We start from the raw sequence: 17205 nt of genomic DNA, 5'->3' as shown, positions 1-17205 counted from the left end.
GCCTGCCATCACCCGCACGAATGCCGGCGACGACGCGCACCCGATGCAACAGCCCCTCCCCTGCAGGGAAAGACATGCGTGCACCGCAGCGGTGAGAGGCTGCGCGACCGAGCATCGCTTAAACGCAACGACCGGATAAGGCAGAAATTGGACAAGCGAAAAACCTCCTCGAAGGCGGCCAGCGCCTCCGCCGCCACCGTCGGCTACGAAGCCCAGCTCTGGCAGATGGCCGATGCCCTGCGCGGCAGCATGGACGCCGCCGAGTACAAGCACGTCGTGCTCGGCCTGCTGTTCCTGAAGTACATCTCGGACGCCTTCGAGGAGCAGCGGGCGCGGCTCGACGCCGAGCGGGCCGAAGGCGCCGACCCCGAGGACCCCGATGAGTACCGCGCGCAGAGCATCTTCTGGGTGCCGCCCGAGGCGCGCTGGGCGCACCTGAAGGCGCAGGCGCGCCAGAGCACCATCGGCCAGCTCGTCGACGACGCGATGGCCGGCATCGAGCGCGACAACCCGGCGCTCAAGGGTGTGCTGCCGAAGGACTACGCGCGCCCCGCGCTCGACAAGACGCGCCTCGGCTTGGCTCTGGACCTGATCAGCAACATCCGCATCGGCGACGAGGCGAGCCGCGCCAGGGACGTGCTCGGCCGCGTCTACGAATACTTCCTGTCGCAGTTCGCCAGTGCCGAAGGCAAGAAGGGCGGCGAGTTCTACACGCCGCGCTGCGTCGTGAAGCTGCTGGTCGAGATGCTCGAACCCTACCGCGGCCGGGTGTACGACCCCTGCTGCGGCTCCGCGGGGATGTTCGTGCAGTCGGTGGAGTTCATCCGCGCCCACGCCAACGGCAACGGCGGCAGGGCCAAGGCCAGGGCGGACATCTCGGTCTACGGGCAGGAGTCGAACTACACCACCTGGCGCCTGGCCCGAATGAACCTCGCGATCCGCGGCATCGACGGCCAGATCGCCCACGGCGACACCTTCCACCACGACCGCCACCCGGATCTGAAGGCCGACTTCATCCTCGCCAATCCGCCGTTCAACATCTCCGACTGGGGCGGCGAGCGCCTGCGCGACGACAAGCGCTGGCAGTACGGCACGCCGCCTGCGGGCAACGCCAACTTCGCCTGGGTGCAGCACATCGTGCACCACCTCGCGCCCGCGGGCGTGGCCGGCTTCGTGCTGGCCAACGGCTCGATGTCGTCCAACCAGTCCGGCGAAGGCGAGATTCGGAAGCAGCTCATCGAGGCCGACCTCGTGGACTGCATGGTCGCGCTGCCGGGCCAGCTCTTCTACTCGACGCAGATCCCTGCGTGCCTGTGGTTTCTCCGCCGCGACAAATCAAAACTCCCCTCTCTCCCTGGGAGAGGGGCCGGGGGTGAGGGTCTGGACGCTCACGGCGGCACGAACCGCCGCGGCCACGTGCTCTTCATCGACGCGCGCAAGCTCGGCCGCATGGTCGACCGCACGCACCGCGAACTGACCGACGAGGACATCGCCCGCATCGCCGACACCTACCACGCCTGGCGCGGCGAAACCGTTACTCCCCCTCCCCCTCTGGGAGAGGGCCGGGGTGAGGGTCAAGGCCGGGGCGAGGGCATCGGCTACGCCGACGTGCCCGGCTTCTGCAAGAGCGCGCCGCTCGATGAGGTGCGCAAGCACGGCCACGTGCTCACGCCCGGCCGCTACGTCGGCGCCGAGGCGCAGGAGGACGACGGCGAGCCGTTCGAGGAGAAGATGCAGCGGCTTGCTGCACAACTACGCGAGGAGCAGGTCGAGGCCGCGAAGCTCGATGCTGCGATTGCCGCCAACCTGAAGGAGCTTGGGTATGGACGGTGACGCATTGCCCGACGATTGGCGATGGACGACTCTTGGCGAAGTGGCCGACCCAAACTCGCGAGCCGTCGTCACAGGTCCGTTCGGCTCAAATATTGGCAGCCGGTTCTTCGTGGACTCAGGGGTCCCCGTGATCCGAGGAAACAACCTTACTACTGACGCGCAGCGCTTCGTTGACGACGGCTTTGTCTTCGTCACAGAGGAGAAGGCCGACGAGCTTCGCAACTGCGATGCGATCGCCGATGACCTTGTCTTCACTGCCGCGGGATCTCTTGGTCAAGTTGGCCTGATACCGAAGACAGCGCGATTTCCACGCTACATCATCTCGAACAAGCAACTGCGCGCACGCCTCGATAGAAAGCAGATTGATCCGCTGTTCGCCTTCTACTGGTTCTCGTCGAAGAAGATGGTTGCGTACGTGCAGCAACGCAATACTGGCTCGTCCGTGCCGCTGATAAACCTCAGCGTGCTTAGATCGTTACCCCTGCCATTGCCGCCCCTCCCTGAACAACGCGCCATCGCCCACATCCTCGGCACGCTGGACGACAAGATCGAGTTGAACCGGCGGATGAGCGAGACGCTGGAAGCGATGGCGCACGCGCTGTTCAAGTCGTGGTTCGTGGACTTCGACCCCGTCCGCGCCAAGATGGAGGGCCGCGCCCCCGGCCTCCCCAAGCATCTCGCCGAGCTCTTCCCCGCCCGCCTCGTCGACTCCGAACTCGGCGAGATTCCGGAGGGGTGGGAGGTAGGCTCGATCTACAAGATCGCTGATGTCGTCTACGGCGCTCCCTTCGCGTCTGCGAATTTCAACACCGAGGGACGTGGTGAGCCCCTGATTCGAATTCGGGACTTGACCAACGAGAGCCCCGGCGTGTGGACCCCCGAGGTGCATCCGAAGGGCTACAAGGTCCGCGCTGGCGACGTCGTTGTTGGCATGGATGGTGAGTTCCGCGCGTACTTGTGGGGCGGTGCCGAGGCCTGGCTGAATCAACGGGTGTGTGTGTTCGTTCCCAAGGGTGGCGCGTCCGCTGCGTTTGTACGGAACAGCATCATGGAGCCGTTGGCACAGGTTGAAGCAACAGAGACAGCGACGACGGTGATTCACCTGGGCAAGGGTGACATCGACCGATTCCGAGTAGTTGTTCCTAAGGCCAGGCCGGTAGCCGCCTTTAACGAGCACTGCCAGCCATGGTACGAACGCATCGTCGCGGCCAAACAAGAGTCGCGCAACCTTGCCGCGCTGCGCGACGCAATGCTGCCCAAGCTCATCTCCGGCGAAATTCGGGTGAACGACGCCGAGAAGTTCGTCGCGAGGGCCGTATGACGACGCAGGCCCCCGGCGGCGAAGTCCTCGTCTACGAGGCGCCTGACGGCGGCGTGCGGGTGGAGGTCAGGCTCGACCGCGACACGGTCTGGCTGACGCAGCGGCAGATGGCGGAGCTGTTCGAGACCACGCCCGAGAACGTGCTGATGCACCTGAAGAACATCTATGCCGACGCCGAGCTGGCGGAGCCGGCAACTGCTAAGGATTTCTTAGCCGTTCGCACGGAAGGCAAGCGCCAGGTGCAGCGCCGGCTCAAGCACTACAACCTGGACGCCATCATCTCGGTGGGCTACCGGGTCAACTCGCGCCGCGGCGTTCGCTTCCGCCAATGGGCCACCCGCACGCTGCGCGAGCACCTGGTGCACGGCTACACGATCAACCAGCAGCGCTTCGAGCACAACGCGCGCGAGCTGGAGGCTGCGCTGGCCCTGGTGCGCAAGGCGTCCGCGACCGAGGCGCTGACCACCGATCAGGGCCGCGGGCTGGTCGATGTCATCGCCCGCTACACGCAGACCTTTCTGCTCCTGCAGCGCTACGACGAAGGCTTGCTGGTCGAGCCGAAGGGCATCGCGGGCGGCGTGCTGCCACCGGCCGCTGAAGCACGCCTTGCCATCGGGCGGCTCAAGCGCGACCTGCTGGCGCGTGGCGAGGCGACCGACCTGTTCGGCCGTGAGCGCGAGGAGGGGCTGGCCGCCTTGCTGGGCAACCTCGACCAGAGCGTGTTCGGCGAACCGGCGTACCCGACGGTCGAATCGAAGGCCGCCCACCTGCTGTACTTCGTCATCAAGAACCACCCGTTCGCCGACGGCAACAAGCGCATCGGCTCGTTCCTGTTCGTCGAGTTCCTGAACCGCAACGGGCGGTTGATCCGCAACGGCGAGGCCGTGATCAACGACGTCGGCCTGGCCGCGCTCGCGCTGCTGGTTGCCGAGTCGGCGCCGAAGGACAAGGAGGTGATGATCCGGCTGGTGATGAACATGCTCGCGGAGCCGGCAGCGTGAGCGGATTCAGCGAATCCGTCGTCGAGCAGGCCGCGCTGGCGTGGCTCGAAAGCGTCGGCTGGCAGGTGCGCAACGGCACCGAGATCGCCCCGGGCGAGCCGGCCGCCGAGCGCGACGACTACGGGCAGGTGGTCCTGGCGCTGCGCCTGCGCGATGCGCTCGCTCGGCTGAACCCGGCGCTGCCCGTCGATGCGCTGGAAGACGCCTTCCGCAAGCTGACGCGGCCCGAAGGCGCGGAGCTGATCGTGCGCAACCGCGCGCTGCACCGCCTGCTGGTGGATGGCGTGACGGTCGAATACCGCGACGCCGACGGCAGCATCCGCGGCGCGCAGGCGCGGGCGATCGACTTCGACAAGCCGGCGAACAACGACTGGCTGGCGGTGAACCAGTTCAGCGTCGTCGAGAATAAGCACGCGCGGCGGCCGGACGTGGTGCTGTGCGTGAACGGCCTGCCACTGGCGGTGGTGGAACTCAAGAACGCCGCCGCCGAGAACGCGACGATCTGGAGCGCCTTCCAGCAACTGCAGACCTACCAGGCCGAGGTGCCGACGCTGTTCGCGCCGAACACGCTGCTCGCGGTCTCCGACGGGGTGGAAGCGCGCGTGGGTACGCTCGGCGCCGGGCGCGAGTGGTTCAAGCCCTGGCGCACCATCGCCGGCGACGCGCTGGCCGGCGCGCACTTCCCTGAGTTGCAGGTGGTGATCGAGGGCCTGTGCGCGCCGCGGCGCTTTCTCGACCTGCTGCGCGACTTCATCGTGTTCGAGGACGACGGCGGCCGCATCGTCAAGAAGATGGCCGGCTACCACCAGTTCCACGCGGTGCAGGTGGCGGTGGGCGAGACGTTGCGCGCCGCGGAGTTGGCCCGCGCCGGTCGTGCCTCCGAGGCCGAGGGCCGCTACGAGGCGGGCCGCAAACCGGGGGGCCAGCCGGGCGACCGGCGCGTGGGCGTGGTGTGGCACACGCAGGGCTCGGGCAAGAGCCTGACGATGGCGTTCTACGCCGGCCGCATCATCCGCGAGCCGGCGATGGAGAACCCGACCGTCGTCGTGCTCACCGACCGCAACGACCTCGACGACCAGCTCTTCGACACCTTCTCGCGCTGCCGGGAGCTGCTGCGCCAGCCACCGGTGCAGGCCGAAAGCCGCGCGCACCTGCGCGAACTGTTGTCCGTCGAAGCCGGCGGGGTGGTGTTCACCACCATCCACAAGTTCTTCCCCGAGGAGAAGGGCGACCGGCACCCGACGCTCTCCGACCGCCGCAACATCGTGGTGATCGCCGACGAGGCACACCGCAGCCAGTACGACTTCATCGACGGCTACGCGCGACACATGCGCGATGCGCTGCCGCACGCCTCGTTCATCGGCTTCACCGGCACGCCGATCGAGCTGCAGGACGCCAGCACGCGCGCGGTGTTCGGCGACTACATCAGCGTCTATGACATCCAGCGCGCGGTGCAGGACGGCGCCACGGTGCCGATCTACTACGAGAGCCGGCTGGCCAGGCTGGCGCTCCTCGACGCCGAGCGCCCGAGGATCGACCCCGACTTCGAGGAAGCGACCGAGGGCGAGGAAATCGAGCGCAAGGAGAAGCTCAAGACCCGGTGGGCACAGCTCGAAGCCGTGGTCGGTGCCGACAAGCGCCTCGCGCTCGTCGCGCGCGACATCGTCGAGCACTTCGAACAGCGGCTGGAGGCGATGGACGGCAAGGCGATGGTCGTCTGCATGAGCCGGCGCATCTGCGTGGATCTGTACCGCGAGATCGTGCGGCTGCGGCCTGACTGGGACGGCGCCGACGACGAGCGCGGCATGCTCAAGGTGGTGATGACCGGCTCGGCCTCCGACCCCGCCGACTGGCAGCCGCACATCCGCAACAAGCCCCGGCGCGAGGCGCTGGCCCAGCGCTTCCGCGATCCGAAGGACCCGTTCAGGCTCGTGATCGTGCGCGACATGTGGCTCACCGGCTTCGATGCCCCCAGCCTCGCCACGATGTACGTCGACAAGCCGATGCGTGGGCACGGGCTGATGCAGGCGATCGCGCGGGTCAACCGGGTGTTCAAGGACAAGCCGGGCGGGCTGGTGGTGGACTACCTGGGGCTCGCCCAGGAGCTGAAGCAGGCACTGGCCACCTACACCGAGAGCGGCGGCACCGGGCGGACGGCGCTGGACCAGGACGAGGCGGTCGCCGTGATGCTGGAGAAGTACGAGGTGTGCACCAGCCTCTTCCACGGCTTCGACTGGGGCAAGTGGACGACCGGCACGCCGCCGGAGCGACTGGGCCTGCTGCCGGCCGCGCAGGAGCACATCCTGGCGCAGGAGAGCGGCAAGGACCGCTGCATCCGCGCGGTACGCGAGCTGACCCGCGCCTTCGCGCTGGCCGTACCGCACGACGAGGCGCTGCGCATCCGCGACGACGTGGCCTTCTTCCAGGCCGTGCAGGCGGTGCTCGCCAAGCGCGCGCCCGGCGACGCCCGCCCCGAGGAGGAGATCGACCACGCGGTGCGGCAGATCATCGCGCGGGCGGTGGCGCCCGAGGGCGTGATCGACATCTTCGCGGCGGCAGGACTGGCGAAGCCCGACATCTCGATCCTTTCCGAGGAATTCCTGGCCGAGGTGCGCGGGATGCCGCAGCGCAACCTGGCGGTGGAACTGCTGCAGAAGCTGCTGACCGGCGAGCTGGCCACGCGCCGGCGCAGGAACGTCGTCCAGGCGCGTTCGTTCGCCGAGATGCTGGAGCAGACGATCCGTCGCTACCAGAACCGCGCCATCGAGGCGGCGCAGGTGATCGAGGAGCTGATCGCGCTCGCGAAGGAGATGCGCGAGGCCCACGCCCGCGGCGGGCAGCTCGGCCTGTCCGAAGACGAACTGGCCTTCTACGACGCGCTGGAGACCAGCGACAGCGCCGTGAAGGTGCTCGGCGACGCGACGCTGCGCACCATTGCGCAGGAACTGGTCAGGACCGTGCGCGCCAACGTCACGATCGACTGGACGCTGCGCGAGAACGTGCGCGCCCAGTTGCGGGTGCTGGTGAAGCGCATCCTGCGCAAGTACGGCTACCCGCCCGACAAGCAGGAACGCGCGACGCAGACGGTGCTGGAACAGGCCGCACTGCTGTCGGCGGCATGGGCCGCCGCGTGAGGCGGGGCACCCAAACCCTCTGATTGCAACCGAATCATTCCGTGGAGCTGTTGAATGCGCGCGAAAGGATGGGGCCGCACGCGCTCTGCTGCGTGCGCGGCTCCAGGGCCGCGTCGGATGGCGGCCTGCTACTCCTTGCGGTCAATCCCGCCGGAGCGGGTGAACCCTTACATTGGGTGAGATCCGAGTCGAGGGCATCGTCTCCACCTCATCGAAGGTGGAGGGATTTCGATGCGCGGCGTGGGTTCCGGGCACCGGGGCTCATCGACTTTCCCTCGCTGTACCCATGCAAGGAGAACATGTCGTGCTGACACAACAGACCCGGGAAATCGTCAAGGCGACCGCGCCGGTCCTGGCCGAACATGGCTATGCGATCATCAGGCGCTTCTACGGGCGGATGTTCGAGGCTCATCCCGAACTCAGGAACGTCTTCAACATGGGGCACCAGGAGCGGGGCGAGCAGCAGCAGGCACTGGCCCGGGCCGTCTATGCCTATGCGAGCAACATCGACGAGCCGACGACTCTGGCGGCGGTCCTGAAGCGCATCGCCCACAAGCACGGCAGCCTCGGCGTCCGGCCAGAGCAATACCCCGTCGTCGGCGAACATCTGCTCGCGGCGATCTAAGGACGTGCTGGGCGACGCGGCCACCGACGGCATCATCGGGGCCTGGGCCGAAGCCTACGGCGAACTGGCCAATACCCTCATCGGGATGGAAGCCGAACTGTACCGCGAGGTACTCGCGGAGGAAGGCGGGTGGGACGGCTGGCGCGACTTCGTGGTGCGGGACAGGCAGCCGGAGAGCGAGATCGTCACCTCCTTCGTCCTCCATCCGCTGGACGGCCAGCCGGTGGCGGCCTTCAAGCCCGGCCAGTACATCAGCGTCGCCGTGGACGTACCCCGGCTCAACCTGCGCCAGATCCGTCAATACAGCCTGTCGGACGCCCCCAACGGGTCGAGTTACCGAATCTCGGTGAAACGGGAGAGCGGCGGCAGCCCCGAGACGGACGGCTATGTGTCCACCCTGCTCCACGACACGGTGAAGGTGGGGGACGTGATCAAGGTCCGCCCCCCGTTCGGCGACTTCTACATCGACGTGAATGCCACGACACCGGTGGTACTGATCAGCGGCGGCGTGGGCCTCACGCCTCTGGTGAGCATGCTCAACACCGTGCTCCCGGATCGGCAGCGCGAGATCGTGTTCGTACACGGCGCCCGCCACGGCGGCGTGCATGCGATGAAGGACTACCTCCAGCACGCCACGGCGACCCACCCGCGGCTGACGAGCGTCGTTTTCTACGACGCCCCCCTGGCCAGCGACATCGCGGGCGAAGACTACGACCACGTGGGCTTGGTGGACCTGCAGCGGATCGCCGACGCGGTTCTGCTGCCGGACGCGGACTACTACATCTGCGGCCCGATCCCCTTCATGCGCCTGCAGCATGACGCCCTCCTCGAACTCGGCGTCAAGGAGTCACGCATCCACTACGAGGTGTTCGGCCCGGATCTGTTCGACGCGGACTAGGCCGAAGGCGCGCCGCCCGCCACCGCCTCGCTCCGCTCAGGCAGGCACACCCGATACGACCCGGGCGCCCACCACGGGCATTCGCATCGAGCGGGCGAAAGAGGCCGCCGCCGCGCCTCGACCGGCGAAGACGGGCGTTTCGGCGGCGCTGCTGTCGGCGGCATGGGCCGCCGCGTGAGGCGGGCGTCTGCTAGCCTCAGCGGCGCACCCGCTCCGTTGGACCGCGGCCAGCGCCCGCGCCGCCGCGCCTTACCCACGCTGCAGGCCGTTTCCGCGGAGGTACCGATGCTCGTCAACAAGTCAGCGGATCGTGAATGGGCCGCCACCCCGCATGCCGGCATCGAACGGGCACTGTTCCGCAACAACGAGCAGGGCAGGCGTTCGTCGGTGGTGCGCCTCGGCCGCGGTGCGCGCTTTCCCCGCCATGCCCACCACGGCAGCGAGGAGGTCGTGGTGCTCGCCGGCAGCGTGCGGATCGCCGGCGTCGAGCTGGCGCCGGGCGACTACCTGTTCACCGAGCACGACGTGCTCGCGCTGTCCGACGCGGTGATCTTCGTCTCGTCGCAGAAGGCGACGCCCCTGCTGGAGTAGCATGAACAACCGGGTGCAGTTCATCGAAGCCGACGGGCGCCGCGCCTTCGCGGTAGTGCCCATCGATCTGTGGGACCAGCTATCGGCCCTCGCGGAGGAACTCGACGACGCGGCCCTCTACCGGGACGCCAAGGCGGCCGACGACGGTGTCCGCATTCCCGGGGCGGTGGCGTTCGCGATCGCCGCCGGCACGCATCCGGTCAAGGCATGGCGCGAGTACCGCGGACTGACGCAGGACGCCCTGATCGAGCGCGTCGGCATCTCCAAGCCGTTCCTGTCGCAGATCGAGACCGGCAAGCGCCGTTTCGGTGCCGCGACCCTGCGCGCGCTAGCCGATGCGCTCGGGGTCACCGCGGACGATCTGCTGTAGGTGCGACAGTGCGTGTATTCGGCCGGGCAACCAGAGGATCAGCCGGGCACCTTCGACCTGCTGCCGTGGTGCTCCGGTCCTCGAAAAGCGGCGGATGAGCGACGATGCAGGGCGCTCCTGAGCGCTTCGACGATCCGGCCGACCACGCCGCGCTCCGCCGGCCGGCGTCGAGCGCTATCGCACCCACATCGTGCGCTACGCCGGCGCACCGCTGCATACCGGAGGACGGGCCATGTGGGCGGGAGTGGCATTCGCGCTGGCGGCAGGGCTGATGTGGGGGCTGGTGTTCGTGGGGCCGCTGCTGCTGCCGGAATACCCGCCGGCGCTGCACACGGTCGGCCGCTACCTGGCCTTCGGCCTGATCGCACTGCCGCTCGGCTGGTTCGACCGCGCCGAACTCGCGCGGCTCACCCGTGTCGACTGGATCGAGGCGCTGAAGCTCGCGACGGTCGGCAACCTGCTCTACTACCTGTGCCTGGCCAGCGCCATCCAGCGCGCCGGCGCGCCGCTGCCGACGATGATCATCGGCACGCTGCCGGTGGTCATCGCGATCAGCGCCAACCTGCGCGATCACCGCCGCGACGGGCGCCTGCCGTGGACGCGGCTGCTGCCGTCGCTGCTGGCGATCGGTGCCGGCATCGCCTGCGTCAACCGCGTCGAGCTGGCGGCGCTCGGTGCCGACGTCGACCCCGCGCGCTACGCCAGCGGGGCGCTGCTCGCGCTCGGCGCCGTCGCCTGCTGGACCTGGTACCCGCTGCGCAACGCCGACTGGCTGCGCGACCACCCCGGGCGCAACCCGCGCGCCTGGGCCACCGCGCAGGGGCTGGCGACGCTGCCGCTGGCGCTGGCCGGCTACGCCGCGCTGTGGGCCTGGCTCGCGGCGCGAGGCTCGACGCTGCCGATGCCCCTCGGCCCCCGCCCCCTCGCCTTCGTCGGCCTGATGGCGGCGATCGGGCTGTTCGCCTCGTGGCTCGGCACGCTGTGCTGGAACGCGGCGAGCCAGCGCCTGCCGACCGCGCTGGCGGGGCAGTTGATCGTGTTCGAGACGCTCGCCGCACTGGCCTACGCCTTCCTGCTGCGCGGCGAGTGGCCGGCGCCGCTGACCTTCGCCGGCGCCGGACTGCTGGTCGCCGGGGTGCTGTGGGCGGTGCGCAGCGCGCCGCAGAAGGACACCGGCATGCCGGCGGAAGCCCACTGAGCACGGCGCCGTGCCGTGCACGCATCGGCCGCGGCGCTCGGCCGGGATGAGGAGGAGCGATGAGCCTCGAAACCGTGCGGGAGTTCCTGCTCTGGTGTGCCGTGATCAACTACGGCGTGCTGCTGTGGTGGTTCCTGGTGTTCCGTTTCGCCCACGACGGGCTGTACCGGCTGCACGGACGCTGGTTCCGGCTCCCGCCGGAGCAGTTCGATGCCATCCATTACCTGGCGATGGCGGTCTACAAGCTCGGCGTGATCCTGTTCAACCTCGTGCCCTACCTCGCGCTGCGCATCGTCGGCTAGCGCCCGCCCGGCCCCGGCGGGCGGCGGCACGCACGGGCGCGGCCGGCGCTACGGCGGGTCGGCCGGATGCTCGGCGCAGACGTCGCGGACGCAGCCGCGCAGCCAGCGGTGCGCCGGGTCGGCATCCAGCCGCGGGTGCCAGAGCATCGACACCGTGAGGCCCGGCACGGCGACCGGCAGCGCGAAGCCGTGCATGCCGGCGCGCAGCCGGCCGGTGTGGCGTTCGGGGACGCTGGCGATCAGGTCGGAGGCGCGTGCGAGCGCGAGCGCCACCGCAAAGCCGCCGACGATCGTCACGACCCGGCGTTCGAGCCCGAGCGCGTCCAGCGCGTCGTCGATCGCCGTGCGCGCCAGCCCCCGCCGCGAGACGACGACGTGCTGCCCGGCCGCGTAGCGCGCGGCGGTGATCCCGCCCTCGCTCAGCGGGTGGCCGGCGCGCACGACCCCGATGAAGCGGTCGCGGAACAGCCCCTGTGTGCGCAGCTCCGGCCCCGTCGCCGTGTCGATCACGCCGGTTTCCAGGTCGACGCTGCCGTCGCGCAGCGGCGTGCTGTCCTTGCCGGGCTTCGGCACGAAGCAGAGCCGCACGCCGGGCGCCTCCCGGCCGACCCGCGCGATCAGGTCGGGCCCGAAGTTCTCCACGAAGCCCTCGCTGCTGCGCAGCGTGAACGTCCGCAGCAGCCGCTGCAGGTCGGGCTGCCCGGCGGGGCGCAGCAGCGCTTCGGCGTCCTGCACGAGCCGGGCGACCTTTTCGCGCAGTTCGAGCGCCCGCGGCGTCGGCACGAGGCCGCGGCCGGCACGCACCAGCAGCGGGTCACCGGTGGTGTCGCGCAGGCGCGCGAGCGCCCGGCTCATCGCCGACGGGCTCAGCCGCAGCCGCTGCGCCGCGCGCGCGACGTTGCCTTCGGCGAGCAGCACATCAAGGGTGACGAGCAGGTTGAGATCGGGCTTCGACATGCCCCCACCATGGCAAAGCCCTGACATGGCGTCAAACGCATGGATAAAGTGCAAACGCTGCGCCTTCCGCCATGTCAGGCCGCGGATTAGGGTTCCGGCCATCACCTCGTGGGAGTCGGAAATATCATGTCGAAACCAAGCACAGTCGAAACAGCCGGAGCAGCGGCATGGCCGGCTTCGGTGCGCTGGGCGCTGGCGGGTCTGTCGCTGTCGGTGCTGCTGTCCTCGCTCGGCGTCAGCATCGCCAACGTCGGCCTGCCGACGCTGGCGCAGGCCTTCGGCGCCTCGTTCCAGCAGGTGCAGTGGGTCGTCCTCGCCTACCTGCTCGCCACCACCACGCTGGTCGTCAGCGTCGGGCGGCTCGGCGACCTGATCGGTCGCCGGCGGCTGCTGCTCGGCGGGATCGCCCTGTTCACGGCGGCCTCGGCGCTGTGCGCCGCCGCGCCCACGCTCGGGCTGCTGATCGCCGCGCGGGCGGCGCAGGGCCTGGGTGCGGCCGTCATGATGGCGCTCGCGCTGGCCTTCGTCGGCGAGACGGTGCCGCAGGCGACGACCGGCCGCGCGATGGGGCTGCTCGGCACGATGTCCGCCGTCGGCACCGCGCTCGGCCCCTCGCTCGGCGGCGTGCTGATCGCCGGCTTCGGCTGGCCGGCCCTGTTCCTGGCCGAGGTGCCGCTGGGCCTCGTGGCGCTGCTGCTCGCGCAGCGCTGCCTGCCCGTCGATCGCCGCGGCGTGGAGCGGGCGGGCTTCGACTACGCCGGTACGCTGCTGCTCGCGCTGACGCTCGCCGCCTACGCCCTGGCGATGACGATCGGGCGCGGCCGCTTCGGGCCGCTCAACGCGGCGCTGCTGCTCGCGGCCGCGGTCGGCGCCGGCCTGTTCGTGCGCGCCGAGGCGAAAGCCGCGTCGCCGCTGGTCCGCCTGGCGCTGTTCCGCGACCCGCGGCTCGGCGCGGGCTTCGCGATGAGCGCGCTGGTCACGACCGTGGTGATGGCGACGCTGGTGGTCGGCCCGTTCTACCTCGCCGGCGCGCTCGCGCTCGACGCGGCCCGGGTCGGGCTGGTGATGTCCTGCGGGCCGCTGGTCTCCGCGCTGGCGGGCGTGCCCGCCGGCCGCCTCGTCGACCGCTTCGGTGCGCGGCGCATGGGCATCGCCGGGCTCGCCGGCATGCTGGCCGGCTGCGCGCTCCTGCCGCTGCTGCCGACGGGCTTCGGCGTCCCGGGTTACGTCGCCCCGCTCGTCGTCGTCACCGCCGGCTACGCGCTGTTCCAGGCGGCCAACAACACCGCCGTGATGACCAAGGTCCGCGCGGAGCAGCGCGGCGTCGTCTCCGGGCTGCTCAACCTGTCGCGCAACCTCGGGCTGATCACCGGCGCCTCGCTGATGGGCGCGGTGTTCGCGCTCGGCGCGGCGACGACCGAACTCGCGGGCGCGCGCCCGGAGGCCCTGGCGGCCGGCCTGCGGTTCACCTTCGCGGTCGCCGCGCTGCTGATCATCGCCGCGCTCGCGATCGCCTCGGCGAGCCGGCGACGCGCCGCGGCACCCGATCGCCTGCAGGAGGACGGCTGTGGCGTCGAGTAGCCCCGGCGGCGCGGGCGCCTCAGCCGGCCGCGCGCCGGTTCGGCGGGACGATGCCGAGCTTGGCCATGCGCCGGTACAGCGTGGCGCGGGCGATGCCGAGTTCGCGGGCGCCGCTGACCATGCACCAGCCGTTGCGGTGCAGCACGGTCTCGATGCGCTCGCGCTCGCTGTCGGCGCGCGGCGGCGGCGCGGGGTTGGCGGCGGCGATCTCCTCGGGCAGGTCGGCGCGGGTGATCGCGTGGCCGTCGCACACCGCGAGCGCATAGCGCAGCGCGTTGTGCAGCTCGCGCAGGTTGCCGGGCCAGCGGTGCGCGCGCAGCGCGGCGAGGGCGTCGGGGCGCAGCGGCGGCGGCGTCTCGTCGCCGGCGACCTCGGCGAGGATCGCGCCGATCAGGCGGTCGAGGTCGCTGCGCTCGCGCAGCGGCGGCAGCTTCAGCACCGCGCCGGCCAGGCGGTAGTAGAGGTCCTCGCGGAAGTGCCCGGCGGCGACCAGCTCGCGCAGGTCGCGGTGGCTCGCGCAGATCAGCTGCAGGTCGACGCGTATCGGCGTCTCGGCGCCGAGCGGCAGCACCTCCCACTCGGCGAGCACGCGCAGCAGGCGCGACTGCAGGTCGAGCGGCATGTCGCCGATCTCGTCGAGGAACAGCGTGCCGCCGTCGGCCTGCACGATGCGCCCCCGCATGCCCTTGGCGCGGGCGCCGGTGAAGGCGCCCTCGCGGTAGCCGAACAGCTCGCTCTCGATCAGCGACTCGGGGATCGCCGCGCAGTTGAGTGCGACGAAGGGCTTGGCGGCGCGCGGCCCGGCGCGGTGCATCGCCTGGGCGAAGCGCTCCTTGCCGACGCCGGTCTCGCCCTGCAGCAGCACCGGCACGCGCCGCGCCAGCAGCCGCAGCGCGCGCTCGGCCGACTGCTGCGCGCCGGCGTCATCGCCGGCCCAGCAGACGAGCGGCGACGGCGGCGGCCGGCGCGCCGGCGGCGGCACGTGCACGGTGTGGGCGCGCGGCGCCAGCAGGCGGCCGAACAGGTGCTCGGGTACGCCGCGGCGGAACACCGGCAGCGGGCACTCGCTGGCATGGGCGTGGCGGGCGAGGTCTTCGAGGCGGGCGTCGAACAGCCGCTCGCAGCTCAGCCCGGCGGGGTCACGACCGCTGAACAGATCGTGGCGCGCGGCGTGGTTGGTGCCGAGCACGCGCCCGTCGCCGTCGAAGGCGATCAGGTACTCGGCCTGCACGTCGAGGAACTCGCGCGCCCGTGCCAGGCGCAGCAGCCAGTGCCCGGCGTGGGTGTGCAGGAAGTGCGCGTCGCCGATCATCCGCGCGGCACGCGTCACCAACTGGTAGACCAGCCACTGGCTGCCCTTGTCGGGCGGCGAGTACAGCGCCGAGGCGTCGAGCACCGCGAGCACGCGGCCCTGCTCGTCGTGGACCGGCGCCGCCGAGCAGCTCAGCGAGATGTTCGGCGCGCGGAAGTGCTCGCCACGGTGCACGGTGATCGGCTGGCCGTCCTCGATGCAGGTGCCGACGCCACAGGTGCCCTCCTCGCGCTCCGACCAGCACGCGCCGAGGTAGAGCCCGGCGTCCTTCAGCTCGCGCTCCAGCCGCGGGTTGCCAATGAAGTCGACGGTGACGCCGGCGGCATCGGTGAGCAGCACCACGTAGCCGGCGTCGCGCACCTGCGCGTGCAGCTGCGTCAGGCCGTGGTGGGCGATGCGGGTGAAGGCCTCGATCGACTCCTGGTGCTCGCGCAGCGACCCGCCGGTGAGGATGCGCGGGTGGTGGATGCGCGCCGGATCGAGCCGGTAGGCTTCGAGCGAACGCTGCCACGAGCGGATCAGACGCGGATCGCCCCCGCCGCCGCGCACCAGGCGGTGAACCTCGTCGATATGCGATGCGACGTCTTTACACAGCATGGCAGGGGCCTCCTCGGTGGTGGACCGGCGCCGTCTGTCGCGACGCTGCTGCAGCCGCTTATGCAGGACGCTCCCGCGGGCGGCAAGACGCGCCGCAGCAATGTCTCACCCGTCCCGCACGCTGAGACAGATGTCTCGCGGCAAGCTGCGACGGGCATCGCGACGAGTTCTCACAGGATAGTCCAAGGTCTTGCCCGGCAAGCGTTTTCGTCACGCTGGCACCGCTCTTGATGGGGCTGTCGCAGTCCCCGCCCGGAGATCCGCCATGTCCAGCAGCATCCCGCCCGGTCCCAGCGTCGGCATCATCGCCAACCCCGCCTCGGGGCGTGACATCCGCCGGCTGGTGGCGCGCGCCTCGGTGTTCCAGACGGCCGAGAAGGTCAACATGGTGCTGCGCGTGGCGAGTGCGCTGGCCGCGCTCGGCGTGGCGCGCGTGCTGCTGCCGCCCGACCTCGGCGGCATCGCCGCCGGCGTGCTGCGGGCGACGCAGGGCGCGGTGCAGGCCGGCGCCGCGCTGCCGGTGCTCACCTTCCTCGACATGCCGATCGAGCAGACCGCGGTCGACAGCGAACGCGCGACGCGGGCGATGGTCGAGGCCGGCGTGGCGGCGATCGTGGTGCTCGGCGGCGACGGCACCCACCGCATCGTCGCCGGCAGCGCCGGCGACACGCCGCTGGCGACGCTGTCGACCGGCACCAACAACACCTTTCCCGAGCTGCGCGAGGCCACGCTGGTGGGGCTCGCCACCGGCCTGCTGGCGAGCGGGCGCCTCGGCGTCGCCGAAGCCTGCCGGCGCAACAAGCAGCTCGTGGTGCAGAGCGGCACGCGGCGCGAACTCGCGCTGGTCGACGTCGCGGTGTCGCCGGGCCGCTACGTCGGCGCGCGCGCGCTGTGGCAGGCCGACAGCCTCGCCGAGGTGTTCGTCGCCTTCGCCGAGGCCGACGCGATCGGCCTGTCGTCGATCGCCGGCCTGCTCGAACCGGTCGGGCGCAGCGACCCCCACGGCCTGCACGTGCGCCTCGACGCCGCGCGCCCGGCGTTCACGCTGACCGCGCCGATCGCGCCGGGGCTGCTGGCGCAACTGCCGGTCGCCGGCCATGCACGGCTGCTGCCCGGAGAGGCGGTGGCGGTTTCGCTGCCGGCCGGCACGCTCGCGCTCGACGGCGAGCGCGAGATCGAATTCGGCCCCGGCGACCGCCCGCGGGTGTGGCTCGCGCCGCACGGCCCGCTGACCGTCGACGTGCCGGCCACGCTGCGCCTCGCCGCCGCGCGCGGCCTGCTGCGCCAACCCGCCCCGACGATCGCGCCCGCCTGAGGCCGACGCCACCACCACCCGAGGAGCCCCCGATGAGCGAAACCCCGACCGCCGCCGCGCCGCCGCGCGCGACCCCCGGCGAGAAACTGCGCGGAGCCGACAAGGTCGCGCGCATCCCGGTCAAGATCGAGCCGACCACCGCGGCCACGCGGCTGAAGAAACCCGAGTGG

The 17205-nt window shown here is 70.7% G+C and carries 12 protein-coding genes and 1 pseudogene; 11 read left to right on the top strand and 2 right to left on the bottom strand.

Annotated features, from left to right (window positions below; genetic code table 11):
- The first annotated feature begins 147 nt into the window (after window positions 1–147).
- The 9 genes and pseudogenes from EV699_RS17800 to EV699_RS17760 all read left to right on the top strand — a co-directional run bounded on the left by EV699_RS17800 (window position 148) and on the right by EV699_RS17760 (window position 11273).
- Window positions 148–1833: a class I SAM-dependent DNA methyltransferase gene (locus tag EV699_RS17800; RefSeq protein WP_132545330.1), complete on the top strand. Its 1686-nt coding sequence runs from the start codon at window positions 148–150 to the stop codon at window positions 1831–1833.
- Window positions 1823–3154, top strand: coding sequence for a restriction endonuclease subunit S (locus EV699_RS17795; RefSeq protein WP_132545328.1), 1332 nt, complete (start codon window positions 1823–1825; stop codon window positions 3152–3154). The genes EV699_RS17800 and EV699_RS17795 overlap by 11 nt, the downstream gene beginning before the upstream one ends.
- Window positions 3151–4155 (top strand): virulence RhuM family protein/type II toxin-antitoxin system death-on-curing family toxin, encoded by a 1005-nt coding sequence (locus tag EV699_RS17790; protein ID WP_132545326.1) that lies wholly within the window; start codon window positions 3151–3153, stop codon window positions 4153–4155. The genes EV699_RS17795 and EV699_RS17790 overlap by 4 nt, the downstream gene beginning before the upstream one ends.
- Entirely contained in the window at window positions 4152–7289 is a 3138-nt protein-coding gene (locus EV699_RS17785) for a type I restriction endonuclease subunit R (protein WP_132545324.1), read from the top strand. Before EV699_RS17790 ends, EV699_RS17785 begins: the two co-directional genes overlap by 4 nt.
- A 304-nt stretch (window positions 7290–7593) precedes the next feature.
- A pseudogene (gene hmpA / locus EV699_RS17780) lies at window positions 7594–8812 on the top strand (NO-inducible flavohemoprotein).
- A 285-nt stretch (window positions 8813–9097) separates the two neighbouring features.
- Window positions 9098–9403 (top strand): cupin domain-containing protein, encoded by a 306-nt coding sequence (locus EV699_RS17775; RefSeq protein WP_132545322.1) that lies wholly within the window; start codon window positions 9098–9100, stop codon window positions 9401–9403.
- 1 nt (window position 9404) lies between these two features.
- A complete protein-coding gene (locus tag EV699_RS17770) occupies window positions 9405–9773 on the top strand; it encodes a helix-turn-helix domain-containing protein (RefSeq protein WP_132545320.1) in 369 nt (122 codons plus the stop codon).
- Between the two features lie 232 nt (window positions 9774–10005).
- Window positions 10006–10971 (top strand): DMT family transporter, encoded by a 966-nt coding sequence (locus EV699_RS17765; RefSeq protein ID WP_132545318.1) that lies wholly within the window; start codon window positions 10006–10008, stop codon window positions 10969–10971.
- Between the two features lie 59 nt (window positions 10972–11030).
- Entirely contained in the window at window positions 11031–11273 is a 243-nt protein-coding gene (locus EV699_RS17760) for a DUF6868 family protein (RefSeq protein ID WP_132545316.1), read from the top strand.
- Window positions 11274–11321: 48 nt separating this feature from the next.
- On the opposite strand, the gene EV699_RS17755 is transcribed toward EV699_RS17760, so the two are convergent.
- Window positions 11322–12230: a LysR family transcriptional regulator gene (locus EV699_RS17755; protein WP_132545314.1), complete on the bottom strand. Its 909-nt coding sequence runs from the start codon at window positions 12228–12230 to the stop codon at window positions 11322–11324.
- Between the two features lie 126 nt (window positions 12231–12356).
- On the opposite strand from EV699_RS17755, the gene EV699_RS17750 reads away from it, so the two are divergent.
- Window positions 12357–13811 (top strand): MFS transporter, encoded by a 1455-nt coding sequence (locus tag EV699_RS17750; protein ID WP_132545312.1) that lies wholly within the window; start codon window positions 12357–12359, stop codon window positions 13809–13811.
- Window positions 13812–13830: 19 nt separating this feature from the next.
- On the opposite strand, the gene EV699_RS17745 is transcribed toward EV699_RS17750, so the two are convergent.
- A complete protein-coding gene (locus EV699_RS17745; RefSeq protein ID WP_132545310.1) occupies window positions 13831–15720 on the bottom strand; it encodes a sigma-54-dependent Fis family transcriptional regulator in 1890 nt (629 codons plus the stop codon).
- Between the two features lie 265 nt (window positions 15721–15985).
- Here EV699_RS17745 and EV699_RS17740 point away from each other — a divergent pair, with 265 nt between their 5' ends.
- Complete coding sequence (locus EV699_RS17740) at window positions 15986–17035, top strand: ATP-NAD kinase family protein (RefSeq protein WP_132545308.1); 1050 nt, start codon at window positions 15986–15988, stop codon at window positions 17033–17035.
- The last annotated feature ends 170 nt before the right edge of the window (window positions 17036–17205 follow it).

It is taken from the genome of Plasticicumulans lactativorans (assembly GCF_004341245.1).
Lineage (GTDB): Bacteria > Pseudomonadota > Gammaproteobacteria > Competibacterales > Competibacteraceae > Plasticicumulans_A > Plasticicumulans_A lactativorans.
The sequence above is the reverse complement of the archived record's forward strand: the minus strand, read 5'-3'. Positions and strand labels throughout refer to the sequence as shown.